At 37.6% G+C, this 16,904-nt stretch carries 21 protein-coding genes and 1 other annotated feature; of the genes, 7 read left to right on the top strand and 14 right to left on the bottom strand.

What is annotated here, in order from left to right:
• Positions 1-141: 141 nt before the first annotated feature.
• From I589_RS03230 to rplK, 6 genes are all read right to left on the bottom strand, one after another.
• On the bottom strand, positions 142-345 hold the full coding sequence (locus tag I589_RS03230) for a helix-turn-helix transcriptional regulator (RefSeq protein WP_034684325.1): 204 nt from the start codon (positions 343-345) through the stop codon (positions 142-144).
• Between the two features lie 2 nt (positions 346-347).
• A complete protein-coding gene (locus I589_RS03225; protein ID WP_010770215.1) occupies positions 348-644 on the bottom strand; it encodes a DUF6442 family protein in 297 nt (98 codons plus the stop codon).
• 307 nt (positions 645-951) lie between these two features.
• On the bottom strand, positions 952-1,320 hold the full coding sequence (gene rplL / locus I589_RS03220) for a 50S ribosomal protein L7/L12 (RefSeq protein ID WP_010769564.1): 369 nt from the start codon (positions 1,318-1,320) through the stop codon (positions 952-954).
• A 63-nt stretch (positions 1,321-1,383) separates the two neighbouring features.
• The gene (gene rplJ / locus I589_RS03215) at positions 1,384-1,884 is read right to left on the bottom strand and encodes a 50S ribosomal protein L10 (RefSeq protein WP_010769565.1); all 501 of its coding nucleotides are present in this window, start codon (positions 1,882-1,884) and stop codon (positions 1,384-1,386) included.
• A gap of 52 nt (positions 1,885-1,936) precedes the next feature.
• Positions 1,937-2,063, bottom strand: a sequence feature (ribosomal protein L10 leader region).
• A 65-nt stretch (positions 2,064-2,128) separates the two neighbouring features.
• A complete protein-coding gene (gene rplA, locus I589_RS03210) occupies positions 2,129-2,818 on the bottom strand; it encodes a 50S ribosomal protein L1 (protein WP_010769566.1) in 690 nt (229 codons plus the stop codon).
• Positions 2,819-2,943: 125 nt separating this feature from the next.
• Positions 2,944-3,366 (bottom strand): 50S ribosomal protein L11, encoded by a 423-nt coding sequence (gene rplK, locus I589_RS03205; protein WP_010769567.1) that lies wholly within the window; start codon positions 3,364-3,366, stop codon positions 2,944-2,946.
• A 389-nt stretch (positions 3,367-3,755) separates the two neighbouring features.
• On the opposite strand from rplK, the gene sdaAB reads away from it, so the two are divergent.
• Together sdaAB and sdaAA are read left to right on the top strand one after the other, a co-directional pair.
• Positions 3,756-4,424 (top strand): L-serine ammonia-lyase, iron-sulfur-dependent subunit beta, encoded by a 669-nt coding sequence (sdaAB, locus tag I589_RS03200; RefSeq protein ID WP_010769568.1) that lies wholly within the window; start codon positions 3,756-3,758, stop codon positions 4,422-4,424.
• A 12-nt stretch (positions 4,425-4,436) separates the two neighbouring features.
• The gene (sdaAA, locus tag I589_RS03195) at positions 4,437-5,312 is read left to right on the top strand and encodes an L-serine ammonia-lyase, iron-sulfur-dependent, subunit alpha (protein ID WP_010769569.1); all 876 of its coding nucleotides are present in this window, start codon (positions 4,437-4,439) and stop codon (positions 5,310-5,312) included.
• Between the two features lie 406 nt (positions 5,313-5,718).
• Here sdaAA and I589_RS03190 read toward each other — a convergent pair whose 3' ends face one another.
• The 5 genes from I589_RS03190 to rpmG all read right to left on the bottom strand — a co-directional run bounded on the left by I589_RS03190 (position 5,719) and on the right by rpmG (position 9,193).
• Positions 5,719-6,819, bottom strand: a complete 1,101-nt coding sequence (locus I589_RS03190; RefSeq protein ID WP_010769570.1) for a lactate oxidase — start codon at positions 6,817-6,819, stop codon at positions 5,719-5,721.
• A 391-nt stretch (positions 6,820-7,210) separates the two neighbouring features.
• The gene (locus I589_RS03185) at positions 7,211-8,086 is read right to left on the bottom strand and encodes an alpha/beta fold hydrolase (protein WP_010769571.1); all 876 of its coding nucleotides are present in this window, start codon (positions 8,084-8,086) and stop codon (positions 7,211-7,213) included.
• 65 nt (positions 8,087-8,151) lie between these two features.
• Positions 8,152-8,694: a transcription termination/antitermination protein NusG gene (nusG, locus tag I589_RS03180; RefSeq protein ID WP_010769572.1), complete on the bottom strand. Its 543-nt coding sequence runs from the start codon at positions 8,692-8,694 to the stop codon at positions 8,152-8,154.
• A gap of 164 nt (positions 8,695-8,858) precedes the next feature.
• The gene (gene secE, locus I589_RS03175) at positions 8,859-9,029 is read right to left on the bottom strand and encodes a preprotein translocase subunit SecE (RefSeq protein ID WP_010769573.1); all 171 of its coding nucleotides are present in this window, start codon (positions 9,027-9,029) and stop codon (positions 8,859-8,861) included.
• An 11-nt stretch (positions 9,030-9,040) separates the two neighbouring features.
• A complete protein-coding gene (gene rpmG / locus I589_RS03170; protein ID WP_010769574.1) occupies positions 9,041-9,193 on the bottom strand; it encodes a 50S ribosomal protein L33 in 153 nt (50 codons plus the stop codon).
• Positions 9,194-9,350: 157 nt separating this feature from the next.
• Between rpmG and cbpA the strand changes: the two genes are divergently transcribed.
• On the top strand, positions 9,351-9,995 hold the full coding sequence (cbpA, locus tag I589_RS03165) for a cyclic di-AMP binding protein CbpA (protein WP_010769575.1): 645 nt from the start codon (positions 9,351-9,353) through the stop codon (positions 9,993-9,995).
• A gap of 58 nt (positions 9,996-10,053) precedes the next feature.
• Here cbpA and I589_RS03160 read toward each other — a convergent pair whose 3' ends face one another.
• Together I589_RS03160 and I589_RS03155 are read right to left on the bottom strand one after the other, a co-directional pair.
• Positions 10,054-10,554, bottom strand: a complete 501-nt coding sequence (locus tag I589_RS03160) for a QueT transporter family protein (protein WP_010769576.1) — start codon at positions 10,552-10,554, stop codon at positions 10,054-10,056.
• 359 nt (positions 10,555-10,913) lie between these two features.
• On the bottom strand, positions 10,914-11,558 hold the full coding sequence (locus tag I589_RS03155) for a deoxynucleoside kinase (RefSeq protein WP_139242857.1): 645 nt from the start codon (positions 11,556-11,558) through the stop codon (positions 10,914-10,916).
• A gap of 354 nt (positions 11,559-11,912) precedes the next feature.
• Here I589_RS03155 and mvk point away from each other — a divergent pair, with 354 nt between their 5' ends.
• The 4 genes from mvk to fni are packed head-to-tail and all read left to right on the top strand — an operon-like array spanning position 11,913 to position 15,974.
• Positions 11,913-12,857: a mevalonate kinase gene (gene mvk / locus I589_RS03150; RefSeq protein ID WP_010769578.1), complete on the top strand. Its 945-nt coding sequence runs from the start codon at positions 11,913-11,915 to the stop codon at positions 12,855-12,857.
• Positions 12,850-13,824, top strand: a complete 975-nt coding sequence (mvaD, locus tag I589_RS03145; RefSeq protein ID WP_010769579.1) for a diphosphomevalonate decarboxylase — start codon at positions 12,850-12,852, stop codon at positions 13,822-13,824. Before mvk ends, mvaD begins: the two co-directional genes overlap by 8 nt.
• Before the next feature lie 15 nt (positions 13,825-13,839).
• Positions 13,840-14,925, top strand: a complete 1,086-nt coding sequence (locus I589_RS03140) for a phosphomevalonate kinase (RefSeq protein ID WP_010769580.1) — start codon at positions 13,840-13,842, stop codon at positions 14,923-14,925.
• Entirely contained in the window at positions 14,922-15,974 is a 1,053-nt protein-coding gene (fni, locus tag I589_RS03135) for a type 2 isopentenyl-diphosphate Delta-isomerase (RefSeq protein ID WP_010769581.1), read from the top strand. Before I589_RS03140 ends, fni begins: the two co-directional genes overlap by 4 nt.
• 100 nt (positions 15,975-16,074) lie before the next feature.
• Here fni and I589_RS03130 read toward each other — a convergent pair whose 3' ends face one another.
• Entirely contained in the window at positions 16,075-16,587 is a 513-nt protein-coding gene (locus tag I589_RS03130; protein ID WP_010769582.1) for a hypothetical protein, read from the bottom strand.
• Positions 16,588-16,904 lie beyond the last annotated feature (317 nt).

The following is a 16,904-nucleotide window of genomic DNA, read 5'->3' as shown; positions in this document are numbered from 1 at the left end:
CCCACTTCGTTTCGTTTTCATCAACTTCTACGCACGGGATATGTTATAAAGTTGAAGGTTTCACAAATAAGCTGAAATTGAGTTTTTACTTGGTTTTCGGAGCTTATCACTTCTATTCCGACCTCATCTATGTTTGTATACTCAAAAATAGAAAACTTCTTCAAAGTTCTTATCCAATGCTATTGCCAATAATAGTGCTAACTTTGCTGACGGTGTGAACTCGCCAGTTTCGATATTACTAATTGTTTGTCTAGATACTCCTACTAGACTTGCCAATTGTGATTGATTCAAATTTTTTTCTGTTCTAAATGATTTCAAGTTGTTCTTCAATATTAGCTTATCCATAGTTACATATAGAATGAAAATAGTATTACTCCAATAGTAATAAACAAACATAAAACATAAATTCGTCTTTTTTGTTCTATCTTCTTATAAGGTTTATATTGAAAAACCCCTAAAGAAGATACTAAAATACCAAGAATATCATATGGATTTTCTTTTCTCAATATACGAATCACCAATAAAATAACTAAAAGAATAAAAAGGTAAGCACCCATTGACGCCAAAGAATAATTAAAATTGTATTCCTTTCCTTCATCTTTTTTTTCAATTTTAGCTCGTTCTAATATTTGTTCTTTTTTCATCCTAAAACACCTCCAAAATATTAATTATTTAAAGTATACGCAATGGCATATTTTTGTCAAGTATACTTGACAAAAAGTCAAATAAAGCATATAAATTTTCTCAATTAATATAAACATATTCTATTTTTTTGATATTTATTTACTATTTGTCAGAGTCACGCAATTATGTATCTAGTTAAAAACAAACAAATTAAAAGCTCCAAAAAGCCTCTCTCAAAAGGTTTCTAATCCTTTTAAAATTATCTTTTTAAATACAAAAAAACCGAAACCCTTAGATAAGGATTTCGGTTTAAAAATTCAAAATGAATTATTTTACTGTTACTGAAGCGCCAACTTCTTCTAAAGCAGCTTTTAAAGCTTCAGCGTCATCTTTAGAGATGCCTTCTTTAACTGGTGCAGGAGCGCCATCAACTACAGCTTTAGCTTCTTTCAAGCCAAGACCAGTTGCTTCACGAACTGCTTTGATAACTTTAACTTTTTGATCTCCAGCTGCAGTTAATTCTACAGTGAATTCAGTTTGTTCTTCTGCTGCAGGTCCTGCTGCAGCGCCAGCAGCAGCCACAGGAGCAGCAGCAGTTACGCCAAATTCTTCTTCAATAGCTTTTACTAAGTCGTTTAAGTCTAAGATAGTTGCTTCTTTTAGTTCAGCAACGATGTTTTCAATGTTCAATGCCATTTTTTGTTTCCTCCATTTGAGTAGTTTGTAGTTTTTTATTTTTAAACAAATTCTATGCGGCGATTAAGCTGCATCTTCTTCTTTTTCTGCCACTGCTTTGACAGCGTAAGCCACGTTTCTGACTGGCGCTTGTAGTACAGATAACAGCATAGAAAGAAGTCCTTCGCGGTTTGGTAGTTTTGCCAAAGCATTAATTTCTTCCACAGAAGAAACTTTTCCTTCGATAATACCACCTTTGATTTCTAATGCTTTTGCATTAGCTGCAAATCCGTCGATGATTTTTGCAGGTGCTACAACGTCTTCATTACTGAAAGCGACTGCAGTAGGTCCTGTAAATACTTCATCTAATCCGTCTAAACCTGCTTTTTGGGCAGCACGAGAAAGGATAGAATTTTTGATGACTTTCATTTCAACGCCTGCTTCACGCAGTTGTTTACGTAATTCAGTAACTTCTTCCACAGTTAATCCACGGTAGTCAACGACTACTACAGATGCGGCTGCTTCAAATTTAGTGGTTACTTCATCTACGATTGCTGATTTTTTAGCAATTGCTGCTTCACTCATTTTAATTTCACCTCCTGATTTTGATGGAGAGGTTCATTTGCTCAATATATATTGAAACAAAAAAATAACCCCATGCCACCGTAGACATAGAGGGACTATTGATATTCATCAATACATGTCCTCGGTAGGAAATTAAGACCTAAGTCACCTACTGTCTTCGGTACAGTTAACTATTAACCTCAATCACCTTACCATAGATAAGGTGATTGAGTCAAGAATTTTTTATAATTCATTTAGTTAAAAATTAGAAAGAAGCTTGGTCTACATGGATTCCAGGTCCAAATGTTGTTGTTACTGAAATATTTTTCATGTATTGACCTTTTGCTGCTGATGGTTTAGCTTTCATTAATGTGTCATGAATTGTGTTGAAGTTTTCAACTAATTTTGCATCATCAAATGAAACTTTACCGATTGGTACATGGATGTTTCCAGCTTTATCAACACGGTAAGTCACTTTACCAGCTTTTACTTCGTTGATTGCTTTTGTAACGTCCATTGTTACAGTACCAGTTTTAGGGTTAGGCATTAATCCTTTAGGACCTAAGACACGACCTAATTTCCCAACTTCAGCCATCATGTCTGGAGTTGCTACTACTACGTCAAAGTCAAACCATCCACCTTGGATTTTTTGAACCATATCTGCATCACCAACGTAATCAGCGCCAGCAGCTTCTGCTTCTTTTGCTTTTTCACCTTTAGCGAAAACTAACACAGATTGTGTTTTACCAGTTCCGTTTGGAAGCACTACTGCTCCACGGATTTGTTGGTCAGCTTTCTTAGGATCTACGTTTAGACGGTATGCAACTTCAACTGTTGCGTCAAATTTCGCGATGTTTGTTTCCTTTGCTAAAGCAATTGCTTCTGCTACAGGGTAAACTTTTGTTAAATCAACTTTTTTCAATGCATCTTGCATTTTTTTGCTTTTTTTAGCCATTTTGTTTCCTCCTTGATTGTGGTTATAACGGTTTAACCTCCCACGTGTTCTATATCTTTCAATACAGAGTCGACTGAGAAGCTACTTCTTTAGGGTTGGCAATACTTGCCAATTCAGTTGTAGAATTATTCTACAGTGATTCCCATGCTTCGTGCAGTTCCTTCTACCATGCGCATAGCAGCTTCGACGCTTGCTGCGTTTAGGTCTTCCATTTTAAGCTCAGCGATTTCTTTTATTTGATCGCTTGAAACTTTAGCAACTTTGTTTTTGTTAGGCTCGCCTGAACCTTTTTCAATTTTTGCAGCTTTTTTCAATAATACTGCTGCTGGTGGTGTTTTTGTAACGAATGTAAATGAACGGTCTTCGTATACAGAGATAACCACTGGAATAATTAAACCTGCTTGATCAGCTGTACGAGCATTGAATTCTTTTGTGAATCCCATGATGTTAATACCCGCTTGACCTAGCGCAGGACCTACTGGGGGAGCTGGAGTTGCTTTACCTGCAGGAATTTGCAATTTAACGATTTTTTCTACTTTTTTTGCCACGAGACATACCTCCTTGAGTCCGTGATGTGGTTAATTGGAGATGCATATTTCTCCTCCCACTTTCATTTTCTACGCCTGTGAAAGGCACACAAAACATAGCGTGCTTCGGTGCACACTGATTCATTATAACAAAATTCCCCAGACTTTCAACTGTTTTTCATTATTTTTATTCTTTTCAACAAATATTGTATTCCTCTTTTTCTTCCAAGTCTGACTCATTTAGAAAAATTCCGTGAATTTCCCTTCCTTTTGAGCTAGCCGTTTATTAAGTCCTTCTATAAAGAAACTAATTTTCTGCTAATAATAAGAAAAAATTTTCTGCTTTTGTTTATTATTGTGCTACACTACAAGCAATGAAGAATTATCTAAAAAAAGATGAGGTGAATCGATTGGATCAATTAAAATATCGCAGTGTGTTTGACATTATTGGACCTGTGATGATCGGGCCGAGTAGTTCACATACAGCTGGAGCCGCTCGTATTGGAAAAGTCGTTCGCAGTATTTTTGGGGAACAGCCTGATTCTGTAGATATCTATCTTTATGAATCCTTTGCGAAAACATATCGAGGACATGGAACGGATATCGCACTAGTCGGCGGACTATTAGGCATGGAACCCGATGATCCGCGTTTGGCGGAATCTTTAAAAATTGCTTATGAAGAACAGATGGAAGTGTTGTTCGTGCCTAAGCAAGAGAAAGCAGAACACCCTAATTCTGTAAAAATCCTCTTGAAAAAGGGGAAACGAACACTCTCTGTCACAGGAATTTCCATTGGTGGCGGAAATATTCAAATCTCTGAGCTCAATGGGTTTAAAATTTCTTTGAGCATGGGAACCCCTACCTACATTATTGTCCATCAAGATGTTCCAGGGATGATTGCTAAAGTTACAGGGATTCTTTCAGATGCAGACATTAATATTAGTACAATGACTGTCACACGGGAATCTAAGGGAGAAAATGCCATTATGATTATCGAGGTAGACGATCCTCAGTTAGATGAAACAGTGGCAAAACTTGTAACACTTCCAAACATTTACAGTGTAAATTATTTTGATTAAAGGAGACAAACGATGTTTCTTACTATAGAAGAGTTAGTCAAACAAGCTGAAGAATATCCATCCGTTGCTGAACTCATGATTGCAACTGAAATGCAGACAGGCGGACGTACACGTGAACAAATTATAGAATTAATGGAACAAAATTTAACGGTTATGAAGCAATCTATTGCTGAAGGAGTCGCAGGTGTTTCTTCTGTAACAAACATTACAGGCGGAGATGCAAAACGCTTAGAGGACTACTTAGCCTCTGGAGATTTTCTTAGCGGAAAAACGATTTTAACAGCCGTAAGAAATGCTATTGCAGTCAATGAAGTTAATGCGAAAATGGGCTTGATTTGTGCAACACCAACTGCCGGAAGTGCTGGAGTCGTTCCGGGTGTCTTAATGGCCGTACAAGAACGGCTTCACCTTTCTCATGAAGAACAACTCAACTTTTTATTTACTGCAGGGGCATTTGGTCTTGTTATTGCAAATAATGCTTCTATCAGCGGAGCAGAAGGTGGCTGTCAAGCGGAGGTTGGTTCTGCAAGTGCTATGGCTAGTGCAGCTCTTGTTTGCGCAAATGGCGGCTCAGCTGACCAAGCAGCCCAAGCTGTAGCCATCACTTTAAAAAATATGATGGGACTTATCTGTGATCCTGTTGCAGGTCTTGTTGAAGTCCCTTGTGTAAAAAGAAATGCCTTAGGTTCCTCACAAGCATTTATCTCTGCAGATATGGCATTAGCTGGTATACGAAGCGTCATCCCACCAGATGAGGTGGTTCTAGCGATGTATCAGGTGGGCAGACAAATGCCTGCTATCTTCAAAGAAACAGCAGAGGGCGGGCTAGCCGTAACACCCACCGCTCAAAAAATTGCTAAGGAACTAGCCGACAAACAAACTAACTAAAGAAGAGCAGCTGAATGGTTCTATGGTTCAAAATTAGATTTTCCGTCTAACTCTGGACCATCCAACAGCTGCTCTTTTTACATATACTTTTTAGAATAGTGAGTCTAGTGTTTACGGTATTGCTTCAGCTAAGACCTTGACCGCAAATTCAGTATCTGCTTCAGAAATAGATTGTTCCACATCCAATGGTAAGATTGGTTGATAGTAACTCTCTAAACATAAAGTACTCGCATCTTTTCTGATTAGGTGTAGTCACTTAAATCTTACATGGACGAGTGCTTTATATGAATCTTGAAATCAAGAAAAGTGGGATAACAATCAGATTTTTTCTGACTATTGTCCCACTCTTAGATTTTCTGAAATCTTAACATTGGTCAGCAAAGCAGATAGAAAAGCCTGCTTCTGGTTAATCCATCAATGTCGTATTTTTCACGTCTTCAATTGTTTTGGTGCCTGCTAGTTGCATAGTAATGGATAATTCTTTATTTAAATGGTCAAAGACTGATTTCACCCCTTGTGCACCACCAAGATTCAACCCGTAAATTATCGGACGACCAATAGCAACTAAATCTGCACCGCTTGCTAAAGCCTTGAATACATGTTCGCCGCGACGTATGCCACTATCAAAAATAATTGGCACTCGTTTATTTACAATTGACGCAATTAAAGGAAGCATATCAAATGATGCAGGACCGCCGTCTAATTGACGTCCACCATGATTGGACACCCAGATACCATCTGCTCCGGCACTAATTGCAACTTCTGCATCTTCAGGTGCTTGAATCCCTTTGACAATCACTGGAAGTTTCGTAAATGCTTTTATCTTTCGTATATCTTCTGGGACAAGTCCTTGTTTTGCTGCGGCGTAAATTTCAGAGATTCCTTTTCCCTCTCCATCACCACTTGCACTTTGTTCACTATATGCAGCAAGATTTGGCATAGGAAGTGGGAATTGAAACTTATTAACCACATCTTCTTCACGGTAGCCACCTAGTGTAGAGTCAACGGTAAGAATAATTGCCTTTGCACCAGCTTCCATTGCTTTAGTCAAAATAAATTGATTAAACCCATCATCTTTACTCATATAAATTTGAAAAAATTGTGGAGCGTTGGGCGCAGCTTTTGCTGCATCTTCAATCGTTGTATTCGCATAGGTACTAATTGAAAATATTGACCCAGCATCAGCTACCCCTTTTGCTGTATTCGTTTCTCCTTTTTCATGAGCTAGACCTTGCGCTGCTGATGGCGCTTGAATGATAGGAGTATCCAATTCTATATCCCAGAGCGTTGTTTTTAATGACACGTGATCAATCCCTCTTAATACGCGAGGAATAATTTTCTTTTTTTTAAAAGCATGCGTATTTTCTGCCATTGTCCACTCATCTTCAGAACCGCCTCGAATGTAGCCAAACGCACCTCTTTCCATATTTTCCTTCACTCGATTTTCCAATGAAGCAATATTTACGATTTCAATTGGATGTTCTTCTGTACTTGCTTGATATGCCATGATAATTCCTTCTCTCATAAAATGATTACTTAATCATCATAAAACTCTTACAAAAAGTAAGCAAGTATTTATACTCGAAAAAAATGAAATTAAGACAGCAGTGTTCAGCATATTTGTGAAGCTTTCAACTCTAGTATGCATGTGTGGAAGATAGTGAAAGACAACCTTCAATTCTTTGTCCTATTTATAGAGATTGTTGAGAGCGAAACGTAGTGAAGACCTTCAACTTTAGCATGTCCCATGCGTAGAAGTTGTTGAGAGACAAACGCAGTGGAGATGAGTTACTTCTGTTTCCAACCTTTATTAAGATTTTACAAAGTGTGGGATAACTTAATTAGTTATCCCACATCCTCTTCACTTTTTACTGATTCGTTTAAAAAAATATATTTGATTATTTCTGAGTCTCCCATAAAAATTCACCAACTAGCTTATCTACATCTAAATTTTCATGTAGTTGACTATGCTGAGCCTCTTGACCTTCAATTATTTCCGTCTGAACACGATTTCCATTTTGACTAAGTAATGCATTTACCGCTAAAGCACTAGCTAGCGGAACGGTTCCATCACTTAAATCGGTCTCACTTAATTGACCGCCAATAAGAAACACATCCACACTTGCAGGAATATTTGCCACCGTTTGCTGATACTCCTGATAACGCCCTGATTTATTGATTGGTCCATTTTTCAATTCATTTGTTACACTCTCCATGTTAGGTGTTTCATCAAATTCATTAAAAGGAGCACCAATTGCAACAAATTTTTCAACTGCAGGCAGACTTGCGTCTTGTCCATAGGCACCTAAAAAGCGCAGACTACTGACGCCTCCCATTGAATGACCTACTAAGTTAATTTTTTCTACTTGAAACTGTTCTTTAAGGTACACGAGTGCTGAACGAATCCACTCTGCCTGATTCCATTCATTATTCTTATTGTCTTCAAATAAAACCTGAACCATTGGGTTATCCTTTTCTCCAGAAAGGCTTCCTTCGGCAGAAATTTGTCCATCATTTGAAACAGTCAGAATCAACTCTTTTTTAGCCTCTCCTTTTACTTCTAATCGCTGAATCATTCCGCCAAACGAGTGCTCATTTCCACTGTATCCGTGAATAAACAATGTTGGTACAGCCGTCTTTTCTACTGGATTTTGATTCGTTGTGGTTGTGGTTGCGGTCTCATTCGTACCAGTATTTAGCTGTTTGTCTGTTGATGTACAGGACGTTAATAGAAATATACTAAGAACAAGGATGACTGCTAATCGTTTTTTCAACTATGCTCCCTCTCTTTCGTAGAGAAATTTTTTTATTGTACAAAAAAACCGAGAGCTTTCTCGGTTTAAATTTTATCAACTTGTTCAAAGTCTAGCTCTGTACTTGTTTCACGACCAAACATATCGATATTTACTTTTAATTTTTGTTTTTCCTCATCTACTTCTGTTACTTGACCTTCAAGACCAGAAAAGGCACCTTCGATGATTTTCACTACTTCACCAACTTCAACATCAAGATCAGACTGACGAGTGCTCATCCCGATTGAACGAAGAATATGATTGATTTCTTCTTGCAACAAAGGTGCGGGTTTACTTCCAGCACCGTGTGAACCAACAAACCCAGTTACTCCCGGCGTATTTCTCACCACGTACCAAGAATCATCTGTCATCGTCATTTCAACAAGCACATAACCTGGGAATGTTTTATGAACGATTTCTTTTGTCTTGCCATTCTTCACTTCAGTTTCTGTTTCTTCAGGAACAACCACACGGAAGATAAAATCTCCCATCCCCATACTTTGTGCACGAGACTCAATGTTTGCTTTTACCTTATTTTCATAGCCGGAATACGTGTGTAACACGTACCAATTTTTTTCAAAAGTTTCCATTTTTTCGGCTCCTCATCTCATTCTAAAATAAAAAAACCTCAGTTTTCCCGAAGTTTTTCTTCTCACTCATTATAGCACCGTTGATTGAGTATTACTAGTTGATTCTAAAAGATCTCTGGCATTTTAAAGAAAATTCAAACTTACTGTTTGTCTTCTTAAAAAAATTAGCCTAAAATCCATGCGAATACATTTTGAACCAGTGTATCCATGATGAAAAACATAACTGCAAAAATGATTGAGGTCTCAATAACAATTAATGTATCTCTGCGTAATTGTTTTCCTGAGGGCCAAGTTACTTTCTTCATTTCGTCTTTTACGCTACGTAAAAATTTCATAAAAAATCCTCCTACTTCGTCTCTTTATGTAGTGTATATTGATTACAATACTTACAAAATTTGTTAATCTCTAAACGCTCATTCCGTTTGCCTTCACTTACGGATTTCGTATAGTTTCGAGAGCCGCAGACAGAACATGCAAGCGCTGCTTTTTTTGTTGCCATAGGTATTCCTCCTTACTGAAGCTCACAAATGTACCTAATAACATTAGCATGATTTTTCTTTACTGTCAATTTTTCTGAAAACTCTGGCTACTGTTTTTCAATCAGTTATGATATGATGAACATGACAAATTAATTATGTCTTGATGGAGGGATATTTATGTTATTAAAAACGATGGTCTACAAGAAAAAAGATTTAACTACTGTCAAAGAAACCAACACCTTAGAAGAAGCCTTAGACATTCTCGAAGATTCCGGTTATCGTTGTGTCCCTATTTTAGATGATTCCGGAAAGATATTCCGTGGAAATATTTATAAAATGCACATTTATCGCCATAAATCAACTGGCGGAGATATGACACTTCCTGTTACTCACCTATTAAAAAATGCAACAAAGTACATTTATGTAAATACGTCATTCTTCAAAGTCTTCTTTACAATTAAAGAATTGCCTTACATTACTGTACTAGATGACAACAATCATTTCTATGGTATTTTGACACACAGCTCGTTATTAAATATGCTATCACAATCCTGGAGTATCGATAATGGAAGCTATGTGTTAACCATCGCTTCGACAGGTAAACAAGGTGATTTGGCTGCTATTACAAAAATTATTTCAAAATATTGTAGTATTGCCAGCTGTATTACGTTAGATATTGGAAAAGATGAATTTATCCGACGTACACTAATTACTTTACCCGCAAAAACAAGCAAAGAATTGTGTACAACTGTTGTTGATCACCTCGAACGTAAAAGCTTTAAAGTACTTGAAATTGAAGACCTTCAAAATTCAGAGAATTAAAAAAAAGCAAACCAATTTGTTCAATTGGTTTGCTTTTTTATTTCAAAATTTATACAAACTACGCTCTTTTTTCAAAATGCAATCTGCTGTTTAGATAATACATCAAAGGTGCAGAAAGAGTCATGATGATAAATTCGCTGAGTGCAAGTGTTCCATAGGTTCCCCAGAATGCACCGCCTCCAGTCATATTAATCATCCACGCAATGAGTGCCATACTCACAGTAAACGCCAATGTATTAATCACCAGTCGTAGCTTCACATTTTTTACACGATGATAAAGTAATGCAGTGAGCCCTAATGATAAAAAGGTTTGCGTTCCGCCAAATAATGCATCCATCACTCCATATCCCCAAAAGGTATTGTAAACAATAACTGCGCCAACAACACCCCACATGAGTTTTCGGTTAAATACAACCAAATGATTCAAGCTTTCAGAAATCCGAAACTGAATAGGTCCTGAAGACACGGGCTGAAAAATAATTGACAGCGCAAGATACAAAGCCATAACTACTCCATTTAGTACAACAAGTCTTAACTGTTTTCTACTGTTTGTTTCCATAAAAACATTCCTTTCTCCTAGTTTTGATTACGCAGGAGGGTTGATGAACTGCGGTTGTCTTGCAACAATGAACTATTATAACAGAATTTTTAAGGGATTCAATTGTTTCCTTTACTTGCCTATAAAAAAAGAAGAGACTGAGCCATAACTATGATGGTTATGCCCAGACCTCCTAAATAGTTGAAAAGAAATAACTCAGCCTCTTCTGCGCATAAAACATGTTGAGCTGAAGATATAAGAAAATGTACCTATTTGGTGCTGAGCTCTCGAAGCTTGCTTCTGATGATGCACCGTACCTACTTGTTTCTTGATGCTCACCACTTGGCTCAACCTCTTCAGATTAATTTATGAACCTATGACTATTTACGTATTTCCTCTATTTTTTCATCAATTAAACGAAGAACATATTCTTTTGCTAAAGGATCATCCACAAAGTTATGGCGATCTCCATCAATTTGAATTTTCGGACTTTCGTTATACTCATCGTACCATTTATCATATCGGTGATTTAACTCTTTATAATAGTCATAAAGGCTTGGGTCAAATGTTAATTGCTCGTAATCTCTGCCTCTTTTTTGGATACGCTCAAGCATTGTTTCAAATGACACCTTAATGTGTACTAGCAAATCAGGATGTTTTTTCTTCGCCGCATAAGGTAGCTCTTCCATCATATTTGCCAATAGCTCGTCATACACTTTTACTTCTGTTTCTGTTGCGCGCCCTAAATCGGCATTTAAATGGAAAAGTAATGAATCTTCATAAATAGAACGATCTAAAACATTATTATCATCAACTAGCGCTTGTTTAATACTTTCAAACCGTTTATTTAAAAAATAAATTTGTAACAAAAAAGCATATTGTTCTGGATTTGCATAAAATAAAGGCAATACTTCATTGTCATCTATTGATTCATAAAATGCTTGGCTGTTTAGATGATCGGCCATCATTTTTGTTAAACTTGATTTTCCTGCTCCAATGGTACCTGCTAATACTATCACACTCATTGACCTCCAACTCACTTCATCATTAATCTTGATTTTCAAAAGAAAATCTAACTAATACAATATACTCTCAATAAGAATTATCGTCAATTCAGACTATAAAAGACTCATCCATTTCTCAAAAATCTTTTAAGAAAGTCACAAATTTTCATAAAATCATGCAGGTTTAATTTACTTCTTTCTCTTTCTTCGAGTAAACTGTATAAGACATGTATCCTCTTATTATATGAGGGATTTTTTTTGCAAATTCACTTGAAATTCACGGAAAATTCTAACTTTAATAGAAATTTGCTTGGTTTTCACTAATTATCGTGTAAAATAGAATAGGATTTTATTCATTAAAGGAGCTACATAAAAATGAAAAATATCGGTTATGGAAAAGCAAATGGAAAAATCATCTTGATGGGTGAACATGCCGTAGTTTACGGAGAGCCTGCCATTGCCTTCCCTTTTTCAGCAACAACAATTACCGCAACGATTCGTCCAAGCGATTCTTTTCGGTTACATTGTTCCTACTATAAAGGTTCATTAGAGAAAGCCCCTTTCACTTTAAAAAGTATCAAAACATTAGTTCAACAGCTAGAAAAAGAGTATCCCATTGGACCAATTCTAATTGAAATTGACAGTACCATTCCTGCCGAACGTGGCATGGGTTCAAGCGCTGCTGTTGCAGTTGCCATCACTCGCGCTTTTTTTGATTTGTTAGACAAGCCTCTTTCACAAGAAGAATTGTTGGCCTATGTTGAACATGCGGAACAGATTGCCCATGGAAACCCAAGCGGCATTGATGCCGCAGCAACTAGCGGAAATAATCCTATTTACTTCAGAAGAGGACAGCCCTTTACTCCATTTGACTTGAATGTTGAAGCTTTTTTAGTTGTGGCTGATACCGGGATAAAAGGACAAACACGTACCGCGGTTAAAGATGTTGCATATGCTGTTGAAATGGAACATGAGCTGGTTGAACCAGTGATGCCAAGAATACACCGACTAGGTCAATTAACAAGAGAAGCAAAAGAAGCAATTAGCCAAAACCAAGTTCAAAAACTAGCAGACACAATGAACGAGGCTCAGACACATTTGAAAGAGCTGACAGTCAGCAATGACCTACTGGACACACTAATTCATGCAGCAATTGATGCAGGTGCCTTAGGGGCTAAGCTGACAGGTGGTGGTCGTGGCGGTTGTATGATTGCTTTGACCAACACAAAAGAAGAAGCTCAAGTAGTTTGTAAAGCTTTAGAAAAAAATGGAGCTGTTGCTACTTGGATTCAAGGATTAGGAGTACATACCTATGCATAAAGGAAACGCACGCGCATTTACAAATATCGCTTTAATTAAGTATTGGGGGAAAAAAGACGAAACCCTTATCTTACCAATGAACAACAGTTTGTCTTTAACACTGGATGCTTTTTACACAGAAACAGAAGTTATTTTTGATGAATCCTATACAAAGGATATATTTTACCTAGATAATCAGTTACAAGAGGAAAAAGCAACAATGAAAATCAGCCAATTTCTTAATCTTGTACGAGAGCTGGCAGGAACTTCCTGTTATGCAAAAGTAACCAGTAAAAATTTTGTTCCAACTGCTGCAGGTTTAGCCTCCTCCGCAAGTGGGCTGGCTGCATTGGCTGCGGCTTGTAATCAAGCATTGGATTTACAGCTCTCTGATAAAGACCTATCTCGTCTAGCTCGCAGAGGCTCTGGCTCTGCTTGTCGAAGTATTTTTGGCGGATTTGTTGAATGGGAGCAAGGAAATGACGACCTGACCTCTTTTGCCCACAAGCTTTCATCCGACAACTGGGAGAATGAGCTCGCTATGCTATTCGTTCTTGTCAACGATCAAGAAAAAGATGTTTCCAGCCGCGATGGTATGCGTAGAACAGTTGAAACATCAAGCTTTTATTCTGGTTGGTTAGCAGATGCACCAAAAGATTTAGCAAAAGCTAAACATGCAATTCAAGAAAAAAACTTTACCGCTTTAGGAGAAGTTGCTGAAGCAAACTGTTTAAAAATGCATGGAACAACCTTGGCTGCTACTCCTCCATTTACGTATTGGTCATCTGATAGTTTAAAAGCCATGCAGGCGGTTCGTCAGTTACGATCTACAGGAATTGATTGCTACTTTACGATGGATGCTGGACCAAACGTGAAAGTCCTCGTTGAGAAAAAAAATATTCCTCATGTAAAAGCGTATTTAGAAACACTCTTTGATTCCGCACAACTGGTAACTGCTTACGCAGGACCTGGAATCGAAATCTTATAAAAAAGGAAGTTTATCATGATTGAAGTATCCGCACCTGGAAAGTTATATATTGCTGGCGAATATGCTGTTGTCGAAACTGGACATCCTGCAATTATCGTCGCTGTCGACCAATTTGTTACGGTCACTATGAATGCTGCTAGAAAAATTGGTAGTATTCAATCCACTCAATATAGTGATTTGCCTATCCGCTGGACGCGAAGAAACGGTGAACTTGTTTTAGATATCCGTGAAAATCCTTTTCACTATATTTTGGCAGCGATTCGTTTAACTGAAAAATATGCACAAGAAAAAAACGTCCTTCTTTCTTTTTACGATTTAAAAGTAACTAGTGAATTAGATAGTTCAAACGGACGAAAATATGGTTTAGGTTCTAGCGGTGCCGTAACTGTCGCAACAATCAAAGCGTTAAATGCGTTCTACGGCTTACAATTAGATTTATTGGAGATTTTCAAGCTAGCTGCCCTAGCCCATTTAGAAGTGCAGGGAAATGGCTCATGTGGCGATATAGCAGCAAGCTGTTATGGTGGTTGGCTTGCTTTTTCTACTTTTGACCACGAATGGATAAAGACCCAGCAAAAAAACTGTTCAGTGACCCAGCTTTTGCAAATGGATTGGCCTGGTCTACTTATTAAACCATTAAATGCACCAAAGGACTTACGCCTAATTATCGGCTGGACAGGTAGCCCAGCTTCCACTTCTGATTTAGTGGATCGGGTTCACCAATCGAAACAGCAGCAACAAACAAGATATAAAGAATTTCTATCCGAAAGCAAAAAATGTGTAGAACAAATAATTCAAGGATTTCTTACTGATGATGTGCACTTGATTCAACAAATGATTCGAAAAAACCGTCGCCTCCTTAATGAGCTGTCCCACCTTACTGGTGTAACGATTGAAACGGCCGCATTAAAAGAGCTATGTGATTTAGCAGAAACCTTTGATGGTGCAGCAAAGTCCTCTGGGGCTGGAGGCGGCGACTGCGGGATTGTGTTATTCAATCAAAAATCAGGCATTTTACCTTTAATGAGCGCCTGGGAAAAGGCAGAAATCACGCCTCTTCCACTACATGTTTATAATCGTCCCAGAAAGGACTGCAGATGAACCGAAAAGATGAACACGTTTCGTTAGCCAAAGCATTTTACAAAGGAAAACCAAATGATTTTGACAGCATCCGGCTAATCCATTCCTCTTTACCTGAATTAGCACTTAAAGAGGTGGACTTGTCGACTAAGCTCTTTGATTTCAATTTGAGTTCACCTTTTTATATAAATGCCATGACTGGAGGAAGCGAAAAGACAAAGGAAATAAATCGTCAGCTTGCGATTGTTGCACGAGAAACAGATTTGTTAATTGCTACAGGTTCTGTTAGCGCTGCGCTGAAAGATTCCAGCTTGATTGACTCTTACAGTGTGATGCGTGAAGAATACCCTGAAGGAAAGATACTTGTAAATATCGGTGGTGGTGTTTCCGTAGATAACGCGAAGCGAGCGGTAGATTTATTTGAAACTGACGGACTCCAAATTCATTTAAATGTCCCGCAAGAGTTAGTCATGCCTGAGGGTGACCGTGATTTTAGAAATTGGCTATCAATTATTGAAGAGATCAATCAACAAATGAATGTTCCAGTTTTAGTGAAAGAAGTCGGTTTTGGAATGACTCGGGAAACAATCACGGCTCTTTTATCTACAGGAATACAAACAATTGATGTTAGTGGACAAGGTGGAACGAGCTTTACACAAATTGAAAATGCTCGACGAAAAAAACGTGAGTTTGCTTATTTGGATGACTGGGGACAATCTACTGTGATTTCTCTATTAGAAGCTAACGAATTAACCAGAAATTTTCAAAAAGTCGCTTCTGGTGGGATTCGAAATGCCTACGATATTTTCAAAGCTCTTTGTCTAGGTGCTGATGCAGTCGGAATTTCTGGAACTATCCTAAATTCTTTACTTTCTCATGGAACTGAAAAAACCATTGCATTAGTTGAGCAATGGAAAGAGGAACTTCGTATTCTCTATACAATGACTGGAAGTCAAACAACTGCTGATGTAACTAAACACCCGCTTATCTTGACTGGCTACCCAAAGGATTGGTGTGAGGCACGTATGATTGACCCAACAAAATATAGTATGAGAAACATCAAAGAATAAATAAAAATAGTAGTCAGAGAGTAGGCAGTAGCCAAAATCTCACTACTATTTTTTTATCTATGTCTGGGTATATCCCTTTCAAACAAGTCCATTGTTTCTTTTATTTACCAAATAACTTTCTAAAGAATCCTGTCTTTTCTTCTGACTCTTCTGCCTGTATCCCAGAGGAGACATCAACATCTTTAATCAAACGTTGAAAGGTCAAGTTTTCTTGCAGTAGCTGACCATTCATTTCAAGCACGCCCTGTAGCCCTCCAGATAACCGACGAACCCCCCCGGCTTTCAATCCATAAAAAGATTCCGTGTAGTGTCCTTCCTCCATTTCATCAGACAAGTGGGTAAATTCTGTTATTAGTCTCTCTAATGATTCACGCTGCTCTGAAAAGAGTTGACTAATTTCTTTAGGCGTCACGGCTTGGTCTTCTACTTCCACAGTAACAAAATCCGTCACTAACCGAATCGCATCGCTATAATCCTGCAAATCAAAGACAAACGCTAATGCCTCTTCATTTGATGAGATTACTTTATTTCCTTTTAAACTAGGTAGTAAATCTGTTAATTTTTTTCGAGAAACTGCTAATGCTTCTAGTGCTGCTTGAATACTCTCCAACATCCATTCGCTCTCCTTGTGTACGTTTTCAATCTTAGTTCTAGTGTACCTATTTTTTCTATTTTTATCAACGTGTTCCTTTATCATGTAGTAAATCAGAAAATCAAACCAATAATGGTTTCTTTTCCATAATTTTTGCTCTTTTCTCTACCAAGGACTTAGCAAATACTATTGAACACGAGAGGTTATTCCTTAATTTCCTACAACCATTTCGTCCTTCTCTCGTTTTCACTTGGAGCTCGACAAGTACTATTGAACATCGAGTTTTTTTCTCTATCTTTGAATCAAAAAAACTCGTGTTCAATAGCAAACAGACCTAA

The sequence above is a fragment of the Enterococcus phoeniculicola ATCC BAA-412 genome, assembly GCF_000407505.1.
Classification (GTDB): Bacteria; Bacillota; Bacilli; order Lactobacillales; family Enterococcaceae; genus Enterococcus_K; species Enterococcus_K phoeniculicola.
This window is presented reverse-complemented; position numbering and strand designations above follow the sequence as displayed.

Bases quoted from the DNA above. Each gene is read 5' to 3' on its own strand.
- I589_RS03230 (WP_034684325.1), bottom strand. From the start codon at position 345: ATGGATAAGCTAATATTGAAGAACAACTTGAAATCATTTAGAACAGAA.
- I589_RS03225 (WP_010770215.1), bottom strand. From the start codon at position 644: ATGAAAAAAGAACAAATATTAGAACGAGCTAAAATTGAAAAAAAAGAT.
- rplL (WP_010769564.1), bottom strand. From the start codon at position 1,320: ATGGCATTGAACATTGAAAACATCGTTGCTGAACTAAAAGAAGCAACT.
- rplJ (WP_010769565.1), bottom strand. From the start codon at position 1,884: ATGAGTGAAGCAGCAATTGCTAAAAAATCAGCAATCGTAGATGAAGTA.
- rplA (WP_010769566.1), bottom strand. From the start codon at position 2,818: ATGGCTAAAAAAAGCAAAAAAATGCAAGATGCATTGAAAAAAGTTGAT.
- sdaAA (WP_010769569.1), top strand. From the start codon at position 4,437: ATGTTTCTTACTATAGAAGAGTTAGTCAAACAAGCTGAAGAATATCCA.
- I589_RS03190 (WP_010769570.1), bottom strand. From the start codon at position 6,819: ATGGCATATCAAGCAAGTACAGAAGAACATCCAATTGAAATCGTAAAT.
- nusG (WP_010769572.1), bottom strand. From the start codon at position 8,694: ATGGAAACTTTTGAAAAAAATTGGTACGTGTTACACACGTATTCCGGC.
- secE (WP_010769573.1), bottom strand. From the start codon at position 9,029: ATGAAATTTTTACGTAGCGTAAAAGACGAAATGAAGAAAGTAACTTGG.
- rpmG (WP_010769574.1), bottom strand. From the start codon at position 9,193: ATGGCAACAAAAAAAGCAGCGCTTGCATGTTCTGTCTGCGGCTCTCGA.
- cbpA (WP_010769575.1), top strand. From the start codon at position 9,351: ATGTTATTAAAAACGATGGTCTACAAGAAAAAAGATTTAACTACTGTC.
- I589_RS03160 (WP_010769576.1), bottom strand. From the start codon at position 10,554: ATGGAAACAAACAGTAGAAAACAGTTAAGACTTGTTGTACTAAATGGA.
- I589_RS03155 (WP_139242857.1), bottom strand. From the start codon at position 11,558: ATGAGTGTGATAGTATTAGCAGGTACCATTGGAGCAGGAAAATCAAGT.
- mvk (WP_010769578.1), top strand. From the start codon at position 11,913: ATGAAAAATATCGGTTATGGAAAAGCAAATGGAAAAATCATCTTGATG.
- mvaD (WP_010769579.1), top strand. From the start codon at position 12,850: ATGCATAAAGGAAACGCACGCGCATTTACAAATATCGCTTTAATTAAG.
- I589_RS03140 (WP_010769580.1), top strand. From the start codon at position 13,840: ATGATTGAAGTATCCGCACCTGGAAAGTTATATATTGCTGGCGAATAT.
- fni (WP_010769581.1), top strand. From the start codon at position 14,922: ATGAACCGAAAAGATGAACACGTTTCGTTAGCCAAAGCATTTTACAAA.
- I589_RS03130 (WP_010769582.1), bottom strand. From the start codon at position 16,587: ATGTTGGAGAGTATTCAAGCAGCACTAGAAGCATTAGCAGTTTCTCGA.